Here is a 19,599-nt window from a genome sequence, read left to right on the forward strand (position 1 = left end):
ACCGAGGGTGTCGTCCCCCTCTGGGGGAAGGCGCGAAGCGACTCAGGGGGAGGGTTTATCCTCTGCGGGCTTGTCCACTGCGGTGCCGGGTTCGGCTTCTTCTTCCGGCGCCTTGGAGACGCGGCTGAACCAGCCGGCGCCCAGGATGCCGATCTCGTAAAGAATGCACATGGGCACGGCCAGGGCCAGCTGGGAGATCACGTCGGGCGGCGTGACCACGGCGGCGATGATGAAGGCCACCACGATGAAATAGCCGCGGAAGGACTTGAGCTTGGCGATGTCCACCAGGCCGAAGCGCACCAGCAGCATGACCACGATGGGCACCTGGAAGGCCAGGCCAAAGGCCAGGTACAGCGACAGGATGGCCTCCACATACGATGCAATGTCCGGCGTGGCCGCCACGCTGTCCGGGGTGAAGCCCTGGATGAAGGCGAACATCTTGTCGAGCACGAAGAACTGCACGAAGGCGATGCCGATATAGGCCAGCAGGCTGCCGAAGATGATCAGCGGCAGCGCAAAGCGCTTTTCATGGCTGTACAGGCCGGGCGCCACGAAGGCCCACATCTGGTACATGATCCAGGGCAGCACGGCCAAGATGCCCACCATCATCAGTACCTTGAGCGGCACGAAGAAGGGGGTGAACACGCCGACTGCGATGAGCTTGGCATCGGGCGGCATGTGGGCCTTGATCGGGTGGGCGATGAAGTCGATCAGCCCGTTGGGGCCAGGCCATACGGCCAGCACGGCGATCGCCAGACCGATGCCGTAGATGCAGTAGAGCAGGCGGTCGCGCAGCTCCATCAGGTGCTGGACGAAAGGCTGCTCGGTGCCTGCCAGCTCGTCGTCTTTAGGTGGAATGTCGGACATGGTGCGAAACCGCGGCGGGCCGCAAGGGCGTCCACGGACCTGGTATGAAAAGCAGAAAGCCCGACGGATCGGGCAGGGTGGGGCGATGGCGGGTGCCCGGGTGGCAGAGGCTGGGCCGGTTGCCTCGTGGCCCGCTGCGCGCCAGCATCTTCAGCGGGACTTCTGGGGACGAAAGCGCGCCACGCGCGCCGCGCCCGACTGCGCCTTGGTGCGCACGCCGGCACGGGCCTTGTACCACTGGGGCACGGCGGCACGCTTGAGGCGCCAGTTCTTGCCCGGGTGGCGGTAGGCCGGTGCCACGGCGCTGTACGTATCGCTGCCTGAATCGTAGGAAGAGGAGTCGTACGAGGAAGACGTGCCGTTGAGCGATGCCGTGGACTCGTTCCAGTCCTTCTCGAAATTGGCGGCCGAAGTGTGGATGGACTGCTCGACGTCGCGCGCCGCGCCTTCCACCGTGTCCTTCATCTTGCGCAACTCGTCGAGTTCCATCGAACGGTTGACCTCGGCCTTCACATCGGAGACGTAGCGCTGGGCCTTGCCCAGCAGGGTACCGACGGTGCGCGCCACGCGCGGCAGCTTCTCGGGGCCGATGACCACGAGAGCCACGGCGCCGATCAGCGCCATCTTGGACAGACCGATATCAAACATGGAGGCTTGGCGTGCGGAGCATCAGCTCTTTTGCTTGGCTTCGACGTCGATGGTGGCCTTGTCGGTGGCTGTCTGGCCTGCAACCTGGCCAGGGGCAGCTGCGGGGGTGTCGGTGGAGGTCGAGCCGTCCTTCACACCGTCCTTGAAGCCCTTGACTGCACCGCCAAGGTCGGAACCGATGTTCTTCAGCTTCTTGGTTCCGAACACCAGAACCACGATGGCCAGGACGATCAGCCAATGCCAGATGGAAAACGAGCCCATGAGAATCTCTCCTAAGAATTGCAGATCATTTTAGACGCCGGGCCATGGCGGCAGTTCGCAAGGCCCCACAAAAGCCGTTCGGCCGGCGCATGTACGCACAAGTCGCAAGCAAGAGGCGGGCCATCTTGCGCGCAAGCCTGCGTCCAGCAAAGGCTTCAGCCCTTCAGCCAGGGGCGGGGGCCGCCCATGACATGGATGTGCAGATGGTGGACTTCCTGTCCGCCCTCGGTGCCGGTGTTGACCACCAGACGGAAACCGCCATCGGGATACGGATTGCAGCCTTGCTCGGCGGCCAGGCGGGGCGCCAGCACCATCATGCGGCCCAGCAGCGCAGCGTCGTCGGCCTGGACCTGGGCCATGGAGGGGATGTGCTTCTTGGGCACCATCAGAAAGTGGATGGGCGCGCCGGGATGGATGTCGTGGAAGGCGAAGACTTCATCGTCCTCATAGACCTTGCGGGAAGGGATCTCGCCTTTGATGATGCGGCAAAACAGGCAGTTCGGGTCGTGGTCGTGCATGGCGCTACGGGAGTCCTGGGAAGCTGGCGGTGGATCGAAAAATCAGGGTGAATTGTCGTTGATGTGCAGTGTCTGGCGCACGCCGATGTCGCTGCGGTGCTGCTGGAGCCAGTGCTGTCCCTGCTCGCGCCCCAGTTCGAACAGCTCGCGCACGAAACGCATGTCGGAGCGCGTCTTGGTCGAGGCGCCGTAGCCCTTGAGCACCGCGCCGCCGTCCACGCGGTGCAGCAGCACCTTTTTGTAGCGTGCCGGGTCCAGCTTGCCCTGCTCCAGCAGGCGCTTGACGAATTCGATGGCGCGCAGCTCGGACAGCAGGCCGGCGTTGAAGGTGACCTCGTTCATGCGGTCCATGATGTCGGCCGCCGTGTTGGGCAGGTCGGTGTGCTCGATGGGATTGATCTGCACCAGCAGGATGTCGCTGGACGCCGTGCCGTAGATCAGGGGATACAGGGCGGGATTGCCCGAGAAACCGCCGTCCCAGTAAGGCTCGCCATCGATTTCCACGGCCTTGAACAGCTGGGGCAGGCAGGCCGAGGCCATGACCGCGTCGGCACTGAGCCTTCTGCCCGAGAAGATGCTTCCCCGGCCCGTGCGCACATTGGTGGCGCAGACAAAGACCTTGGGCACCACGCCCTCCACGGGCGGACGCGTCAGCGCCTCGAAATCCACGACCCGTTCGAGCAGCTTGCGCAGCGGGTTGATGTCCAGCGGGTTGGTCTGGTAGGGCGAGAAGAACTGGTTGAGCACGCCCATGAAGGGGCTGCCCGGCAATGGCGCGCCCCACATCAGGCTGCCCATGGTGCCCACGCCTTCCCACAGTTCGGTCAGCGAGGCGCGGGCCAATTGGGCGCCCAGCGCCTGGGCGGCCACAGGATCGCTTTCCTGGCGCGCGGCCTGGGCAAAGCCCTGTGCCAGGGCCACGGCATTCATGGCGCCGGCGCTGGTGCCGCTGATGCCGTCGAAGACAAGGCTGCCGTCTTCCAGCAGTGCGTCCAGCACGCCCCAGGTCAGGGCGCCGTGCGAGCCCCCGCCCTGCAGGGCGAGGTTGATCTTGCAGGTCGGGGTGGAGGACATGGCGGGCGGGCCGGCGGCTTCAGCGGTCCACGGCCTGGTTGCGGTTCATGGCGACCATGCCGCGCACGATGCGGTACAGGAACCAGATGGAGATCACCGTCCAGGCGATCCAGCCGGGCACGAAGAACAGCAGCCACAGCGGTGCCGTGACCAGGTACAGGATGCCGGCCCAGATCACGCTGCGGATGCGCCACGAGAAATGGTTGGCCATCCAGCTGCCTTCGGCGTCGCCGCGCTTGACCAGGTCGATGATCAGGGCGATCACCAGCAGCGCGATGCTGGGCTGGGCGCCGGGCACGACGGCGGCCACGGCCACCACCAGGTGCAGCAGGTAGCTGACCCAGCCCCAGGCCTTGAGGCCTTCGATGCGGGACTGGTCCAGGGCACGGACTTCGATGTAATCGTCATTCATGGCAGCGGTCCTTTCTCGTTCACATCACGTTCCTGGGCCTTGCGCAGCGCCTTTTCCTCGATGCCGCTGGTGCCTTCGCGGCGCTCCAGCTCGGCGACGACCTGGGCGGGCGTCAGGCCATAGTGGGCCAGGGCGATCATGCTATGGAACCACAGATCGGCCACTTCGTAGAGGATTTTGCCGGCGTCCCCGCCATGGTCTGCGTCCTTGGCGGCCATGACGACTTCGGTGGCCTCTTCGCCGATCTTCTTCAAAAAGGCATCCGGGCCCTTGTGCAGCAGGCGGGCGACGTAGCTTTTGTCGGGGTCGCCGCCGTTGGCGGGCTTGCGGCTTTCGATGACGGCGGCCAGGCGCGCCAGGGCGTCCTGCGAGGAAGTGCTTGCGGTGTCGTTCATGTTCGTGGAATTCATTTGTAGATCGATTCGGGGTCTTTCAAGACCGGATCGACGGCCTGCCACTGGCCATCGCGCAGCACGCTGTAGAAGCAGCTGTGGCGCCCCGTGTGGCAGGCAATGCCGGGCTCGTGGCCGGTCTGGGTGATCTTGAGCAGGACCACGTCGTTGTCGCAGTCGATGCGCACCTCGTGCACGGTCTGCACGTGGCCCGATTCCTCGCCCTTGAACCACAGCTTGTTGCGCGAGCGGCTGAAGTAGACGGCGCGGCCCAGCTCGGCCGTCTTGGCCAGGGCCTCGCGGTTCATCCAGGCGAACATCAGCACGTCGCCCGTGTCCTTTTCCTGCGCGATCACGGGCACCAGGCCCTGCGCATCCCATTTGACTTGATCTAGCCAGTTCATTGCCTGCATTGTGAATATCCTGGGTTGGAATCCCTGTGACAGCATTGTCAGGAATTGCCTGGATTGAAAATACACCCCTTGAGTCGCTTCCCGCCTTCCCCCTCTCTCGCTGCGCGGGAGGGAGACGACAGCCTTGCTGCGGGGCGGCCCTTGCTCGCTGTCCCTGGTCCCTTGGGCCGCGCCGGTTTCATGGGTTGTGGGCGGCGCGAGCGCCATGGAAAACTGAAATGAAGGAGTCCGCCGACGCGCCGTATCAGAGGCGCACGGGCACGCCGCGCTCGGCCATGCGCTGCTTGGCCTGGCCCACGGTGAATTCGCCATAGTGGAAGATGCTGGCGGCCAGCACGGCGTCGGCGCCGCCCAGAGTCACGCCATCGGCCAGGTCGTCCAGCGAGCCCACGCCGCCGGAGGCGATCACGGGCACGGGCACGGCGTCGCTGACGGCGCGCGTGAGCTTCAGGTCGAACCCGGACTTGGTGCCGTCGCGGTCCATGCTGGTCAGCAGGATCTCGCCCGCGCCGCGGCGCGCCATTTCTGCGGCCCACTGCACGGCGTCCAGGCCGGTGTTCTTGCGTCCGCCGTGGCTGTAGACATCCCAGCCGGGGCCGGCGGCGCGGCCGTCGGCGCCGATGCGCTGCTCGTCTTCGGCGGTGCGGCGCTTGGCGTCGATGGCCACGACGATGCACTGCGCGCCGTACTTGTCGGAGGCGGCATTGATCACATCGGGATTGGCGATGGCGGCCGAGTTGAAGCTGGTCTTGTCGGCGCCCGCGTTGAGCAGGCGGCGCACGTCCTCGACGGTGCGCACGCCACCGCCCACGGTCAGCGGAATGAAGACCTGGCTGGCCACCGATTCGATGATGGGCAGGATCAGGTCTCGGCCATCGCTGGTGGCCGTGATGTCCAGGAAGGTCAGCTCGTCCGCGCCCTGGGCGTTGTAGCGCGCGGCGATCTCCACCGGGTCGCCCGCATCGCGCAGCTCCACGAAGTTCACGCCTTTGACGACGCGCCCTCCCGTGACGTCAAGACAGGGGATGATGCGTTTGGCAAGCATGGGCAGACTCGTGGCTAGGGCGTGAAACAAGGGCGAAAAGATACCACGCCCTCGGCGCCCGCAGGCGCTGCGGGGTTCAGCGCTTGAGACCTGCGGCCTGGCTTTGCCAGCGCCATGCGTCCTCGCACATGCGGTCCAGGTCCAGCATGGCCTTCCAGCCCAGCAGGCGCTCGGCCTCGGCGGGGTCGGCCCAGCACTGGGCCACGTCGCCGGGGCGGCGCGCCACGATCTGGTAGGGCACGGGCCGGCCGCTGGCGCGCTCGAAGGCCTTGACCATCTCCAGCACCGAGACCGGGCGCCCCGTGCCCAGGTTCACCGTCAGCAGGCCTTGCTGTTCACGCAGATGGCGCAGCGCCGCCAAGTGGCCGCGCGCCAGGTCGGTGACGTGGATGTAGTCGCGCACGCCCGTGCCGTCCGGCGTGGCGTAGTCATCCCCATAGACACTGAGCTGCTGGCGCTGGCCGATGGCGACCTGCGAGACGTAGGGCATGAGGTTGTTGGGGATGTCGCGCGGGTCCTCGCCGATCAGGCCGCTTTCATGGGCGCCCACGGGATTGAAGTAGCGCAGCCGTGCCAGGCGCCACTGGCCGGGCTCGGCGCGGTCCAGGTCGGCCAGCATTTCCTCGATCCACAGCTTGCTGCGGCCGTAGGGGTTGGTGGCAGACAGCGGGAAATCCTCGCGGATCGGCAGGCTGGCCGGGTCGCCGTAGACCGTGGCCGAGGAGGAGAACACCAGGCTGTGCACGCCCGCCGCCTGCATGGCCTGCAGCAGGGCGACCGTGCCGCCCACGTTGTGTTCGTAGTAGCGCAGTGGCTGGGCCACGGATTCGCCCACGGCCTTGAGTGCGGCGAAGTGGATCACCTCGCGGATGGAGTGCTCGGCAAACAGCCGGTCCAGCGCGGCGCGGTCGCGCACATCGCCTTCCACGCACAGTGGGCGCCGGCCCGTGATGCGTTCCATGCGGTCGAGCACGTCGGCGCTGCTGTTGCTGAAGTTGTCGTAGATCAGGTAGTGCTCGCCTGCGGCGGCCAGCTCCACGCAGGTGTGGGAGCCGATGAAGCCGGCGCCGCCTGTGACCAGGATCATGAATACCTCTCATTGGTGATTTTTTGGCGTGCCTAGTATCGCAATAACCCAGCTTCTCCCCGGGTTCAAGTGGGCTGAGCACAAAAGTAGGGAGAAAACACATTTGTAGACAAACAACGTTATGCTCGGCCCGCTTTTCGTCGGATTGACGATAGCTTTCATCAAATTGTTAAGAAATTTGATGCATAAAAACTATGAATTGATGGGGCATCACCACGCCCTGAGGAGAAGGCCATGAACGGTTTCCTGCGAAGCTGCCTGGTCTGCTGGGGGTTGCTGTGCGGCTGGGTGGTGCAGGCTGCCGAACCCGCGGTGGCTGTCTATTACGGGAACAAGGCATCGCTCAGTGAATTGAGCCTCTACGACATTGCCGTCGTGGAGCCGGGCCATGGCTATGACCCGGTCCGGTTTCGCAAGCAGGCCCCGGGCAGCGAGCTGTATGCCTACGCTTCCGTGGCCGAGGTGCTGCCCGAGCGCGCCTACTTCGGCAAGATTCCCGAGGCCTGGAAGATGGCGCGCAACGGCGCCTGGCAGTCCATCGTCCTGGATCAGACACCCGCGCAGTGGCCCGCCTTCTTTGCTGACGAGGTGATCGCGCCGCTGTGGAAGCAGGGCTTTCGCGGCTTTTTCCTGGACACGCTGGACTCCTACCGCCTGGCCACGAATTTCGACGAAAAGGCCCAGCAGGACGGCCTGGTGCGCGTCATCGAGACGCTGCACCAGCGCTATCCCGGCATCCGCCTGATCCTGAACCGGGGCTTCGAGATCGTGCCGCGCGTGAAGGACAAGGTACAGATGGTGGCGGCCGAGTCGCTGTTGCGGGGCTGGGATGCCAGCCTCAAGCGCTATGTGAACGTGCCCGAGAAAGACCGCGAATGGCTACTGCAGCAACTGCAGACCATCCGCGAGCGCGACCGCCTGCCGGTGCTGTCCATCGACTACGTGGCCCCGCATGACCGCGACGCCACGCGCGAGACCGCCCGCCGCATTGCGCAGCTGGGCATCATCCCCTGGGTTTCCGATGCCGGGCTGCAGACCCTGGGCATAGGCCAGGTGGAGGCGGTGGCGCGCAGGGTGTTGATTCTCTACAACGGTGCCGACTATCCGTCCATCAACGGCGCATCGGCGCACCGCTTCCTGGAAATGCCCCTGAACTACATGGGCTACGTCGCCGACTACGCCGATGTGCGCGAGCCCCTGCCCGAAGGCGTGGCGCGTGACCGCTATGCCGGCGTGGTGAGCTGGTTCGGCGGCGCGGTGCCCGAGATGCGGGCCAAAAGCGTGCGGCAGTGGCTGGCCAACCAGGTGCAGCAGGGCATGCCGCTGCTGGTGCTCAATACGCTGGGCCTGTCACAGGACCGCACCATGTCGGCCGCCCTGGGCACGCGCAGCACGGAAGCGGCACCCGTGTTCCCGCTGCGGCGCGCCGAAAAGGCGCCGGTCATGGGTTTCGAGATACAGCCGGCCGAGCCAGCGCATGATTACGAGGGCTGGGAGTTCACGCCGCAGATGGCCAGGGGCAGCCGCGAGTTGCTGTCCTTTGACGACAAGCGGGGGCGCCGCTTCGTGTCGGCCGCCATCACGCCCTGGGGCGGCTTTGCACTCATGCCCTATGTGGTGGTGGGCATGCCGGGCACCGACCAGTCGCGCTGGGTGATCGACCCCTTCGCGCTGTTGCGCGAGGCGCTGCGCCTGCAGGACTTTCCGGTGCCCGACGTCACCACCGAGAACGGCCGCCGCCTGCTGCTGGCCCATGTGGACGGGGACGGCTTTCCTTCCAAGGCCGAGCTGCCGGGCACGCCCTTCGCGGGCGAAGTGCTGCGCCGCGAGATCCTGGAGCGCTACAGGATTCCGCACACCATCTCGGTCATCGAGGCCGAAGTCTCGCCGCAGGGCCTGTATCCGCAGTGGGCTGACCAGCTGGAGGGCATTGCCAAGCGCATCTTCGCCATGCCCCATGTCGAGATCGCCAGCCATTCCTATTCCCATCCCTTCTTCTGGGAGCCCGGGGCAGCGCCCGACGGGGATGACAGCAAGGAAGTGAACCTCAACCTCCACATCCCCGGCTACCAGATGGACATGAACCGGGAGATCAATGGCTCGGTCGACTACATCCGCAAGCGCCTGGCGCCGCCCGGCAAGCCGGTGGACGTGTTCCTGTGGACCGGCAACACGGCGCCCAGCGCCGAGGCCCTGGCCATCTCCGACGCGGCGGGACTGCTCAACATGAATGGCGGCGACACGGCCATCACGCGCAGCAATCCCTCGCTGACGGAGGTGCGCAGCTGGGGCCTGCGCAAGGGCGGCCATCTGCAGATCTATGCGCCCGTCACCAACGAGAACATCTACACCAACCTCTGGCACGGGCCGTTCTACGGCTTCGAGCGCGTCATCGAAACCTTCGAGATGACCGACGCGCCCCGGCGCATGAAGGCCGTGGACATCTACTACCACTCCTACTCCGCCAGCAAGCAGGCCAGCATCAAGGCCCTGCACAAGGTCTACCAGTGGGCGCTGGCGCAGCGGCTGAACCCGGTCTACAGCTCCGAGTACATCCGCAAGGTGCAGGATTTCTACGAATTCGCCATCGGCCGCGACGCGCAGGGCTGGCGCCTGCGGGGCCCGGGCCAGTTGCGCACGCTGCGCATGCCGCCCGGCATGGCCCTGCCGTCCATGGCTGCCAGCCGCGGCATCGCCGGCTATGCCAAGGGCACGGACGGCAACTACCTTCACCTGGCCGGCGGCGCCGGATACCTGGTGCAGCAGGATGCCGCAGGCGCGGCCGCCTCCGCGGCGCGCCCCTATCTGGTGGATGCCAATGCCCGGCTCACGCAATGGCTGCCCCAGGCCGATGGCGGCGTGCGCTTGACCCTGCAGGGCCATGTGCCGCTGGAGCTGCGCATGCACCTGCCGTCCGGCTGTGCGCTGAGTTCCCTGAACGCCGCCAATCCCCTCATTGCCGTGGCGGGTGCCGATACGGGCAGCTCCAACCTCCGTTCCTTCAGAAGTACCCAAAACAGTGTTGAACTCCAAGCGCAATGCCGGGGGCTCTGAGCGCCCCGTCACGGTTCCCTTCTGGCTGATCGTGCTGCTGGCGGTACTGATCGGCGGTGCCCTGTGGATGCTGTTTCCCAAGCAGGATCTGGAGCGCCGGCTCTCCGTCACCGGAGATGATTCCGAGCTGTCCTACAACTACCTGAGCAACCTGCTCAAGAGCGACCCGGGCAATGAAAACCTGCGCGCCCTGCTCAAGGCCAAGGAGGAGCGCCTGAAAGCCATCAAGCTGGCGCGTGAAGAGGCAGCCAAGCAGGCGCTGCCCAGCGCCGCCGTCCAGGCCTGGGAGCGCTGGCAGGCCACCTACCAGAACTATCTGGAGGCGCAAAAGCAGGACCATCGCGCCGGAGGGCAGGCCGATGCCCTGGCGCTCCAGGTGATGCAGGCGCTCAAGGAGGTCCCGCTGGCGGGTCTGACCCAGGAGCAGGCGCTGTACCTGGCCTCTTCGGCGCTGGTACTCAAGGACGCACCGCTGGCCCTGGGCATCTACGACGACGTGGCAGAGCGCCAGGCCGATCCCGCGCGCAAGGCGCAGGTCTATGAGTCCGCTGCGCGGCAGGCGCTGGGCATGTCCCTGTACGAGGAATCGGCCCGGCTGCTGCGTCAGGCCAGCGCCACGACCGAGGACGTCCAGCAGTCGCGCGCCTATCTCTGGCAGGCCCTGCAGGTGCTGCAGTCCGGCAACCGTGCCAGCGAAGCGCTGGCGCTGGCGCGCCAGCAGGAAGAACTGTTGGGCAGCGACCCGGAAACGCTGCGAAGGCTCATCGGCCTGGCGCGTGCGGCCGGCAACCGGGCCGAGGCCGAGCGCTATGCCAAGCGGCTGCTGCAGCTGTCCCTGCTGCAGCAATGGCAGGTGCAGGTGGCAGGCGCTTCGGGAGCCGGCCCGGCCGTAGCGTCCACAGTGGCCGATGACGGCGCCTGGGCACTGCAGCCCGTGGCCTGGACCGCCCCGGGCTGGCGCATGCTGCGCACGGCCGACCCCGCGCGCAAGCCGCCGCCGGGCCTGCCCTTTGACGACAAGACCTACCAGCTGGGCTACGAGGTGTTCCTCGAAAACCGCAACCTGGAAGATGCCTGGCGCGTGGCCACGGCCGCCGTGCGCCAGGCGCCGCAGGACATGGCCTGGCGCGAGCGCCTGGCCCAGGTGTCCGAATGGATGGGGCAGCAGCAGCAGGCCCTGGACAACTGGCTGGTCATTGCGCAGAACACGGGCCGTGAAGATGCCTGGAAGACGGTGATGCGCCTGGCGCCGGGCCTGTTCGACGACCGCGCCCTGATTGCCGGTCTGCGCCACCAGTTGAGCCGCCGTCCCCAGGATGCCGCGCTGCTGCAGGCGCTGGTCCAGGCCTATGAGCGCCAGGCCGAGCCGGGCGCGGCCATCGACTATCTGCAAAAGCACGGCAGCACGCCGCAGTCGCAGATTCTGCTGGCCCAGCTGGCCGAGCGCGCAGGCCGTTCGCCGCTGGCGCTGCAGGCATGGAAGCGCGTGCTCAGCGATCCCGAGCAGCGCACGCCGGCCCATGTCATGCCCGCCGCCGTGCTCGCGCTGCTGCAGGGCGAGCCGGCGCTGGGCCTGCGCTGGCTGGAAGACGCACAGACGCGCGTTCCGGCCGGCATGCAGGACGAAGGCGAGTACTGGCGCCTGCTGGGCGACCTGGCCCAGGACCAGCGCCAGGAGGCGCTGACGCTCAAGGCCTACCGCCGCCTGCTGCAGACGCCGCACGCCGGCATCAGCGACTACGACGAAGTGATCCGCCTGCTGCAGCGCACCGACCGGCGCGAGGCGGCCCAGATGTCCCTGCATGCCTGGGAGCAGTTCCAGGACGTGCGCCATCTGACACAGGCCTTCTACCTGCTGGAGGACCAGGAGGACTGGACGCAGATCGGCCGCCAGGTCGAGCGCATCATGGCCGACCCGGCCTTGCTCAAGCGCCTGATGGGCCAGCCCACCTTCTTCCAGATCCTGGGCGCCTACTACCAGCGCACTGCGCAGCTGAAAAAGGCCATGGAAGCCTTCGAGAAGGGCCTGGCGCTGGACCCCGGCTCCACGCCGCTGCGCCAGGGCCTGATGTGGCTGCTGATCGACACGCAGAACGCGGCGGCCCTCAAGCTGCTGCTGGCGGCGGCCGAGCCCGTGTGGGCACGTGATGCCGACATGCACGGCGCCCTGGCGGCGGCCTACATGACGCTGTCGCGCCCGGCCGTTGCGCTGGAGCGGTATCTGAAGCCGCACCGCACGGAGCATGCCGACGACTTCCTGTGGATGATGCAGTACGCGGATGCGCTGGAGCAGAACCAGCAGGCGGACCAGGCCTGGAACCTGAGGCAGCAGCTGTGGCAGCGCGAGAAGGCGCGCACGCGTGCGCAGCAGGGCCCTTCGGCCGATGCGGCCCGCCGCTGGCTGACCGCCGAGGGCCTGGACGAGGTCCAGCGCCAGGCACGCAGCCGGCTCATGCTCTTTCATACCCAGGGAGATGCCGAATTCGCCCTGATGCGCGAGCTGCTGCGCATGGACCTGGAAGGCGGGCGCCGCGAGCATTCCGCCGCTGCGGCCGAGCTGGCCATCGCCTGGCTGCAGGAGCGCGGCGAATACCAGGCCGAGCGCGGCTACCTTTGGCAGCAGTACGCGCGCAGCCGCAGCAAGAGTGCCAGCGCACCGCTGTGGGCCGAGATCACGGTGGCCCTGGCGGAAAAGGATGTGGCCCAGGCCGGGCAACTGCTGCAGCGCCATGACGAGGCACTGCCGCGCTACGACCGCATCAACGCGGCGGCCATGGTGGGCGATGTGCGGCTGGCGCAGACCGCGGGCTTCGAGAGCATGGCCTACCAGCCCGACGACGATCCCCTGCACCTGGGGCTGACCGAGCAGTTGCTGGCCTTCAGCGACTACGGCGGCCTGCAGTTGCGCAATCGCCGCATGGACGCCATCGACGAGCAGGTCTCGCGGCTGCGCTGGCATGTGGGTCTCAACCCCCGCTGGGCGCTGGACCTGGATGCCGAGGACGTGCGCCGCACGGTCAACAAAAGCACCCTGGTGCGCGGACCCTCCCAGGAGCGGGGCATCGGCCTGCGCCTGACGCGCAAGACGCAGTCGGCCTCCAGCGAGTTCATGCTGGGCCGGCGCGAAAGCCTGGAGAGCTACACGCCGATGCAGTTCACGCAGACCTACAACGTGGACAGCCGCTGGAGCCTGCAGGCATCGCTGGGCCGGCACCTGGCCACGCAGGAAACGCTGGCCATGCGCATGGGCGGCATGAAGGACCGCGTGTCGCTGGGCAGCAGCTACCAGCTCTCGCGCCTGGACCAGATCACGCTGGAGCTGGCATCGGAGCGCTACCGCGTGCAAAGCGGCGCCCGCGTGGGCTCCGGCAACCATGCGATGCTGCAATACCTGCACACCTATCGCAGCGAGGCACCCACCCTGCAGTTCGGCGCCTTCACCTCCTGGCACCGCTACAGCCGCACCGACCCGGCGCTGCTGCAGGGCAGGGATGCGGCCATCCTGGGCTACCTGCCTGCGTTCAACGATCCCACCATCGACTATCTGTTGCCGCGCAGCTTCCGCTTCTCGGGCCTGCAGATGATGTTCAACACGGGCTACGAGCAGCAATACACGCGCGCGCTGCGGCCCTATGCCAGCCTGGCCCTGACGCACCACAGCATCAACGGTGCGGGCTACGAGCTGGGCATGGGCCTGGCCACCAGCCTGTTCGGCGCGGACCACCTCGCGCTGGGCCTGAACCTGTCCAAGTCGGGCATCAACACCGTGGGCAATACCCGCGAGCTGTTGCTCACCTACCGCCTCCACTACTGATCCGAAGACTTCAAGGAGCCTTTCCATGACACACCGCACTTCTTTTGCCTCCCGCCTTCGCGTGCTCACGGGTATGGCCCTTGTCGGCCTGCTGTCTGCCTGCTCGACCATCGACCGGGGCACGGCGCCCGCGCTGGAGACGAACGCCAGCTGGGCCGTGCTGCCCTTCGAGAACCACACCGAGACACCCATGGCCGGCAACCGCGCCGCCGCCATCGCCACGGCGCTGATCAATGCGCGCGGCATGGGCCAGGTCAAGCGCTACACGGGCGATGCGCTGCAGGAGACGCTGTTCGACGGCCGCGACGCCAAGCGCCGCGAGGACGCCCTGGCCTGGGCGCGCGGCGAAGGCGTGCGCTATGCGCTGACGGGCGCGGTGGACGAATGGCGCTACAAGGTCGGAGTGGATGGCGAACCGGCCGTGGGCGTGACGCTGGAGATCGTGGACGTGGGCACCGGCGCCACCGTGTGGAGCGGCGCGGGCGCGCAAAGCGGCTGGAGCCGCGAGGCCCTGGCCGCCGTGGGCCAGAAGCTGATCCGCAATCTGCTGGGCACGGGCCTGGCCAACGCCCGATAAGCGCATCGAGGAACGATTTTCCATGCCAGACCAAGCCACCACGCCCAAGGCGGCACCGCATCCCGATGCACCGCGCCGAGCCGGCATTGCCGCGGAATTCAGGGGTTCGCCCCTGGGCCTGCTTGTGCAGACAAGCGCCAAGCCCTGGGTGGTGGTGGGAGAGACGCTGCTTTTGCCGTTGCTGGCCCTGTTGGTCGGCATGTGGGCCAACCCCGCCAACCCCCTGTGGGTGGAGGCGGAGTTTCCCTGGGCCTGGCTGGCGCCCGTGGTCGTGGCCCTGCGCTACGGGCCCGTTGCCGGCCTGTCGGCGTCCGGTGTGCTGCTGCTGGCATGGCTGGGCGTCAACCAGCGGGATCTGTCGCTGTTTCCCGAACAGTATTTCCTGGGCGGCCTGATCCTGGTCATGGTCGTGGGCGAGATCTCCAGCCTGTGGCGCGCGCGCATACGCCGTGCGCGCACGGCGCAGAATTACATGGACCAGCGCACCGAGCAGTTGATCCGCCAGCATTACCTGCTGCGCCTGTCGCATGACCGCCTCGAGCAGGAGCTCATAGGCCGTCCCGTGTCCATGCGCGACGCCATCAACGTGCTCAGCGGCCTCAGCGGCGCCGAGGGCGATGCGCAAAGCCTGCTCAACCTGCTGGCGCGCTTCAGCCAGATCAGCGTGGCCAGCCTGGTGCCCGTGCGCAACGATGTGCTGGACCCCACGCCCATTGCCCAGCTGGGCGGCGAGCGGCCCATCCATGTCCATGACCCGCTGGTGCGCCAGGCGCTGGACAGCCATGTGCTGTGCCATATCTCGCAAAGCATGGCGCAAGGCCAGCAGACGCAGTACATCGTCGTGGCGCCCATGCTGGACCTGGAAGGCGAGATCTACGGCCTGCTGCTGGTCGAGGAAATGCCTTTCTTCGCACTGCAGGAAGAAGCGCTGCAGACCATCAACCTGCTGCTGGGCTACTACACCGACAGCGTGGCCGCCAACAGCCTGGCCGCACCGCTGCTGCAGGCCTATCCCGACTGCCCGCCGCACTTCGCTTTCGAGGTGCAGCGCATGGAGCATGTGAACCGCAGCGCGCGCCTGAGCAGCGTGGTGGTGGCGCTGGAGCTGTCGCCATCGGCCGTCCAGGCGCAGATGGCCCAGCAGATCATGCGGCTGGAGCGCATGCTGGACCGCTCCTGGCTGCAGGAGCGCGATGGCCGGCAGCTGCTGGCCATCTTCATGCCGCTGGGCACCAACGCCACGGCCGAGGGCTACCTGAACCGCATCGAGGCCTGGCTGGCCCAGCGCGGCGTGGCCTCGCTGGCCGATGCGGGCATCTTCCCGCGCACCATCTTGCTGGACCGCTGCTCGGCCATCAGCGTGCTGGAGCGGCTGCACCAGATGGGGCAAGGCCATGCTTAACCTCAAGCTGGCCCTGGGCGCGCTGGCCGCGGAAATCGCCTCCTGGAGCAGCCTGTGGCTGCTGCGCAGCCAGTCGGACGCCGCCCTGCTGGGCTATCTCATGGCCCATGGATTGGCCAGCGGCCTGCTGGCGCTCTGCCTGGCGCCGTTCCTGGCCACCTCGGCCAGGTCGGTGCGCCAGCGCCTGGCCCTGGTGGCGCTGATGGGGCTGTTTGCCTATGCCGTGCCGGTGGCCGGCATCCTGGGCGCCGTCGTGGCCACCATTGCGCTGCATACGCAGCGCGGCCCGCGCGGTGGCCAGCGCTTTCCGGTGATGCCCCTGCCCGATTTCGACCCGCACCAGCAGTCCGGAACCAGCCGCCGCCAGGCGGGCCTGCAGTCCTTCCTGGCCAATCCCAATGTGCCCGTCGCCTCGCGCATGCGGGCCATGGTGGCGCTGGGCAGCGTGCCGGGGCGCATTGCCTCGCCCATGCTGCGCACGGCGCTGGGCGATTCCAGCGAGGACCTGCGCCTGCTGGCCTACAGCATGCTGGACGCCAAGGAGCGCGAGATCAGCAAGACCATCCACCAGGAGCTGCAGCTGTTCGAGCATGCCCGTCAGTCCGAGGGCGATGCGCCCTGCGGGCCGCGCGGACTGCAGGCGGCTCGGGCGCTCACCGACCTGTATGCGGAGCTGGTCTACCAGGGCGTGGCGCAGGGCGATGTGCGTGACCACGCCATCCAGCAATCCCTGCACTACTGCGACCTGGTGCTGGCCCAGCGGCCTGACAACGCGCTGCTGCTGTTGCGCCGTGGCCGGCTGTTGCATCTTCAGGGCAGGCAGGTGGAGTCGCTGGCCTGCTACGAGCGCTCGCTGGCGCTGGGCATGGAGCCCGCGCGCGTCGTGCCCTACCAGGCCGAGCTGCTGTTCGAGCGGCGCGAGTTCGCCAAGGCGCAGGCGCTGATGCGATCGCTGGACATCGAGCATGCCCTGCCGCGCCTGAAGCCCAGCATCCGCTACTGGAGTGCCTCATGAGCCGTGCGAGCCAGTTCCCCACGGCGGCCAGTGCGGACATCGCGCTGCTGCTGGAGGGCACGTTTCCCTATGTCAGCGGCGGCGTGTCCAGCTGGGTCAACCAGATCCTGCAGGCCTATCCCGAGCATCGCTTCGCCATCGTCTTCCTGGGAAGCCGGCGCGAGGACTATGGCGATTTCCGGTACGCGCTGCCGCCCAACGTGGTGCACTTCGAGCAGCATTTCCTCTTTGACGCCCTGCACTCCAACATCCAGCCTGCGCCCTCGCGCGGCCATCCCGAAGCCCTGGCCAAGGCCCGGGAGTTCCTGCAAGCGCTGGAGGCACATGACGGCAGTGCCGAAAGCCGGGCCAAGGTGCTGGCGGCCATGCGCTCGATTGCGCTGGAACTGCAGCCCGGCGGCAGCCTGCCGCTGGAGGATTTCCTGCACAGCGAATTCGCCTGGGACCTGATCCGCGACAGCTACCGGCGCCACTGCACCGATCCATCGTTCGTGGACTTCTTCTGGACCGTGCGCATCATGCTGCAGCCGCTGTGGCTGATGGCGCGCATCGCCCACGGGCTGATTCCGGTGCGCGTGCTGCATACGGTCTCCACGGGCTATGCGGGGTTTCTGGGGGGGCTGCTGCACCATTCGCGCGGCCTGCCGCTGGTGCTGTCCGAGCATGGCATCTATACCAAGGAGCGGCAGATCGACCTGCTGCAGAGCACCTGGATCCGCGACAACCGCAACATCTTCCAGCGCGACCCCATGGAGGTGTCGTTCTTCCGGCAGATGTGGATACGGTTTTTCGACTGGATGGGACGCTTTTGCTATGGCGCGGCCGACCCCATCATTGCGCTGTACGAGAACAACCGCCTGCGCCAGGTGGCCGATGGCGCGGCGGCAGAGCGCACGGTCAGCATTCCCAACGGCATCCGCATAGAGCGCTTTGCGCCGCTGCGCGCCCAGCGGCCGGCCGAGACGCCGCCCGTGCTGTGCCTGATCGGCCGCGTGGTGCCCATCAAGGACATCAAGACCTTCATCCGCGCTATGCGCCGCGTGGTCAACCGGATGCCCCAGGCCCAGGCCTGGGTGGCCGGCCCCACGGCCGAAGACCCGGCCTATGCCGATGAATGCCAGAACCTCGTGGACAGCCTGGGCCTGCAGGCCAACGTCCGCTTTCTGGGCATGCAGAAGGTGGAGGAGTTGCTGCCCAAGGTGGGCGTGGTCGTGCTGTCGTCCATCAGCGAGGCGCTGCCCCTGGTGATTCTCGAAGCACAGGCCGCCGGCGTGCCCGTGGTCAGCACCGACGTGGGCTCGTGCCGCCAGCTCATCGACGGGCTGGGGCCCGAGGACCAGGCCCTGGGCTCGTGCGGGCGCGTGGTCGGCATTGCCAACCCCGAGGCACTGGCCGATGCCTGCCTGGAGCTGCTGGCATCGCCCGGGCAATGGCAGGCCGCCAGCGCGGCCGGGATTGCGCGCGTGGAACGCTACTACTCCGACCGGCTGCTGTTCGAGCGCTACAGGCAGGTCTATGACAGGGCGCTGCAACAGTCCGAGGAAAAACACTGATGGCCGGCATTGGATTCGAACTGCGCCACCTGCTGCGCAAGAACACGCTGACCAGCGTGCTCCAGGCCTACGCCTATGCGGGCGTGATCGGCTCGGGGCCGTGGGTGTTCTCCATCATCGGCATCCTGCTGGTGGGGGTGTTCAGCGTCAGCGTAGTGGCGCCGCCGCTGCTGGTCACGCAGTTCCAGACCTCGGTCACCTACCTGGTGGCCAGCAGCCTGATCCTGACCGGGGCGGCGCAGCTGGCATTCACGCGCTTTGTCTCGGACCAGCTGTTCCTCAAGAAGGACGAAAGCATCCTGCCCAACCTGCATGGCCTGCTGCTGGTGGTCGTGGCCACGGCCAGCGCGCTGGGCACGCTGGCGCTGTTCGTGGTGCTGCCGGGCCAGGGCCTGCTGTACCGCGTGCTGATGCTGGCCGGCTTCACGCTGATGTGCGTGGTCTGGGTCATGACCGTGCTGCTGTCGGGCCTCAAGCACTACCGGGCCATTGCCGGGCTGTTCGGCGCCACCTACCTGCTCATCGTGCTGCTGGCGCTGCCGCTGCGGTACTGGGGGCTGGAAGGGCTGCTGGCCAGCTTCGTGATCGGCCACGTGCTGCTGCTGGCCGGCATGTGGCTGATCGTGCTGCGCAGCTTTCCGCTGCAAAAGCGCTGGATCGCCTTCGACTTCACGCAGCGCTCGCTGATCTTTCCGGCGCTGATCGCCATCGGCGTGCTCTACAACCTGGGCATCTGGATCGACAAGTTCATGTTCTGGTACTACCCGCCGACCTCGCAGCAGATCATCGGCGGGCTCAGGGCCTCGCTGATCTACGACCTGCCGGTGTTCCTGTCCTACCTGTCCATCATCCCGGGCATGGCGGTCTTTCTGGTGCGCATCGAGACCGACTTCGTCGAGTACTACGACAAGTTCTTCGATGCCGTGCGCGGCGGCGGATCGCTCGAGTACATCGAGTCCATGCGCAACGAAATGGTCTACGCCATCCAGGCGGGCCTGGGCGAGATCGCCAAGGTGCAGACGCTGGCCGTTCTCGTCACCCTGGTGGCCGGACCGGCCATCCTGCAGTTGCTGGGCATCTCCCAGCTGTACCTGCCGCTGCTGCATGTGCAGGTGGTCGGCGCCGGGCTGCAGGTGGGCGTGATGGCCGTGCTCAACGTGTTCTTCTATCTGGACGAGCGGCGCATCGTCTTCATGCTGTGCCTGCTGCTGGTGGTGCTGAACATCGCCTTCACGGGCATTTCGCTGGCGCTGGGCGCCGCGTTCTATGGCTACGGCTTTTGCCTGGCCATGCTGGTGACGCTGTGCGTGGGCCTGTTCATGCTCTCGCGCGAACTCAACCGGCTCGAGTACAAGACCTTCATGCTGCAGTGACCGGCAGGCATCTCTCGCCCTTTGCCTATTTGCACGGTCTTGATCCAGCGTGTTGGCGGGGGGCGCCGGTCTGCGCGACAATACGGGATTCGGC

The 19,599-nt window shown here is 67.0% G+C and carries 17 protein-coding genes; 7 read left to right on the forward strand and 10 right to left on the reverse strand.

Annotated elements, in window-relative coordinates; all coding sequences use genetic code 11:
- Positions 1-42: 42 nt before the first annotated feature.
- The 10 genes from tatC to galE all read right to left on the reverse strand — a co-directional run bounded on the left by tatC (position 43) and on the right by galE (position 6,717).
- Positions 43-867: a twin-arginine translocase subunit TatC gene (tatC, locus tag HFGMBDPB_RS02225; protein ID WP_016445558.1), complete on the reverse strand. Its 825-nt coding sequence runs from the start codon at positions 865-867 to the stop codon at positions 43-45.
- Positions 868-1,017: 150 nt separating this feature from the next.
- Positions 1,018-1,515 carry a Sec-independent protein translocase protein TatB gene (tatB, locus tag HFGMBDPB_RS02230; RefSeq protein ID WP_016445559.1) on the reverse strand — a complete coding sequence of 166 codons (498 nt, stop codon included), beginning with the start codon at positions 1,513-1,515 and terminating at the stop codon, positions 1,018-1,020.
- 21 nt (positions 1,516-1,536) lie between these two features.
- Complete coding sequence (gene tatA, locus HFGMBDPB_RS02235; RefSeq protein ID WP_016445560.1) at positions 1,537-1,776, reverse strand: Sec-independent protein translocase subunit TatA; 240 nt, start codon at positions 1,774-1,776, stop codon at positions 1,537-1,539.
- 155 nt (positions 1,777-1,931) lie between these two features.
- A complete protein-coding gene (locus HFGMBDPB_RS02240) occupies positions 1,932-2,294 on the reverse strand; it encodes a histidine triad nucleotide-binding protein (RefSeq protein ID WP_016445561.1) in 363 nt (120 codons plus the stop codon).
- A 42-nt stretch (positions 2,295-2,336) separates the two neighbouring features.
- Entirely contained in the window at positions 2,337-3,368 is a 1,032-nt protein-coding gene (locus HFGMBDPB_RS02245; RefSeq protein ID WP_016445562.1) for a patatin-like phospholipase family protein, read from the reverse strand.
- A gap of 19 nt (positions 3,369-3,387) precedes the next feature.
- Positions 3,388-3,780: a DUF4870 family protein gene (locus tag HFGMBDPB_RS02250; protein WP_013800783.1), complete on the reverse strand. Its 393-nt coding sequence runs from the start codon at positions 3,778-3,780 to the stop codon at positions 3,388-3,390.
- Positions 3,777-4,190 (reverse strand): phosphoribosyl-ATP diphosphatase, encoded by a 414-nt coding sequence (locus HFGMBDPB_RS02255; RefSeq protein ID WP_016445563.1) that lies wholly within the window; start codon positions 4,188-4,190, stop codon positions 3,777-3,779. Before HFGMBDPB_RS02255 ends, HFGMBDPB_RS02250 begins: the two co-directional genes overlap by 4 nt.
- On the reverse strand, positions 4,187-4,585 hold the full coding sequence (gene hisI / locus HFGMBDPB_RS02260; RefSeq protein WP_174538852.1) for a phosphoribosyl-AMP cyclohydrolase: 399 nt from the start codon (positions 4,583-4,585) through the stop codon (positions 4,187-4,189). Before hisI ends, HFGMBDPB_RS02255 begins: the two co-directional genes overlap by 4 nt.
- Before the next feature lie 244 nt (positions 4,586-4,829).
- Positions 4,830-5,630: an imidazole glycerol phosphate synthase subunit HisF gene (gene hisF, locus HFGMBDPB_RS02265; protein WP_013800786.1), complete on the reverse strand. Its 801-nt coding sequence runs from the start codon at positions 5,628-5,630 to the stop codon at positions 4,830-4,832.
- Positions 5,631-5,706: 76 nt separating this feature from the next.
- On the reverse strand, positions 5,707-6,717 hold the full coding sequence (gene galE, locus HFGMBDPB_RS02270) for a UDP-glucose 4-epimerase GalE (RefSeq protein WP_212644833.1): 1,011 nt from the start codon (positions 6,715-6,717) through the stop codon (positions 5,707-5,709).
- Between the two features lie 234 nt (positions 6,718-6,951).
- Between galE and HFGMBDPB_RS02275 the strand changes: the two genes are divergently transcribed.
- Genes HFGMBDPB_RS02275 through pelG form a run of 7 tightly spaced genes read left to right on the forward strand, consistent with a single transcriptional unit; the run spans position 6,952 to position 19,505 of the window.
- On the forward strand, positions 6,952-9,771 hold the full coding sequence (locus HFGMBDPB_RS02275; protein ID WP_212644834.1) for a bifunctional glycoside hydrolase/polysaccharide deacetylase family protein: 2,820 nt from the start codon (positions 6,952-6,954) through the stop codon (positions 9,769-9,771).
- Positions 9,737-13,585: a tetratricopeptide repeat protein gene (locus HFGMBDPB_RS02280; RefSeq protein ID WP_212644835.1), complete on the forward strand. Its 3,849-nt coding sequence runs from the start codon at positions 9,737-9,739 to the stop codon at positions 13,583-13,585. The genes HFGMBDPB_RS02275 and HFGMBDPB_RS02280 overlap by 35 nt, the downstream gene beginning before the upstream one ends.
- Before the next feature lie 25 nt (positions 13,586-13,610).
- On the forward strand, positions 13,611-14,162 hold the full coding sequence (locus HFGMBDPB_RS02285; protein ID WP_212644836.1) for a penicillin-binding protein activator LpoB: 552 nt from the start codon (positions 13,611-13,613) through the stop codon (positions 14,160-14,162).
- A 22-nt stretch (positions 14,163-14,184) separates the two neighbouring features.
- A complete protein-coding gene (locus HFGMBDPB_RS02290; protein ID WP_016445569.1) occupies positions 14,185-15,564 on the forward strand; it encodes a PelD GGDEF domain-containing protein in 1,380 nt (459 codons plus the stop codon).
- The gene (locus HFGMBDPB_RS02295; protein WP_016445570.1) at positions 15,557-16,579 is read left to right on the forward strand and encodes a hypothetical protein; all 1,023 of its coding nucleotides are present in this window, start codon (positions 15,557-15,559) and stop codon (positions 16,577-16,579) included. Before HFGMBDPB_RS02290 ends, HFGMBDPB_RS02295 begins: the two co-directional genes overlap by 8 nt.
- On the forward strand, positions 16,576-18,132 hold the full coding sequence (gene pelF, locus HFGMBDPB_RS02300; RefSeq protein ID WP_016445571.1) for a GT4 family glycosyltransferase PelF: 1,557 nt from the start codon (positions 16,576-16,578) through the stop codon (positions 18,130-18,132). Before HFGMBDPB_RS02295 ends, pelF begins: the two co-directional genes overlap by 4 nt.
- A complete protein-coding gene (gene pelG / locus HFGMBDPB_RS02305; protein WP_016445572.1) occupies positions 18,132-19,505 on the forward strand; it encodes an exopolysaccharide Pel transporter PelG in 1,374 nt (457 codons plus the stop codon). The genes pelF and pelG overlap by 1 nt, the downstream gene beginning before the upstream one ends.
- Positions 19,506-19,599 lie beyond the last annotated feature (94 nt).

It is taken from the genome of Delftia sp. PE138 (assembly GCF_018320755.1).
GTDB classification, from domain to species: domain Bacteria; phylum Pseudomonadota; class Gammaproteobacteria; order Burkholderiales; family Burkholderiaceae_C; genus Comamonas; species Comamonas tsuruhatensis.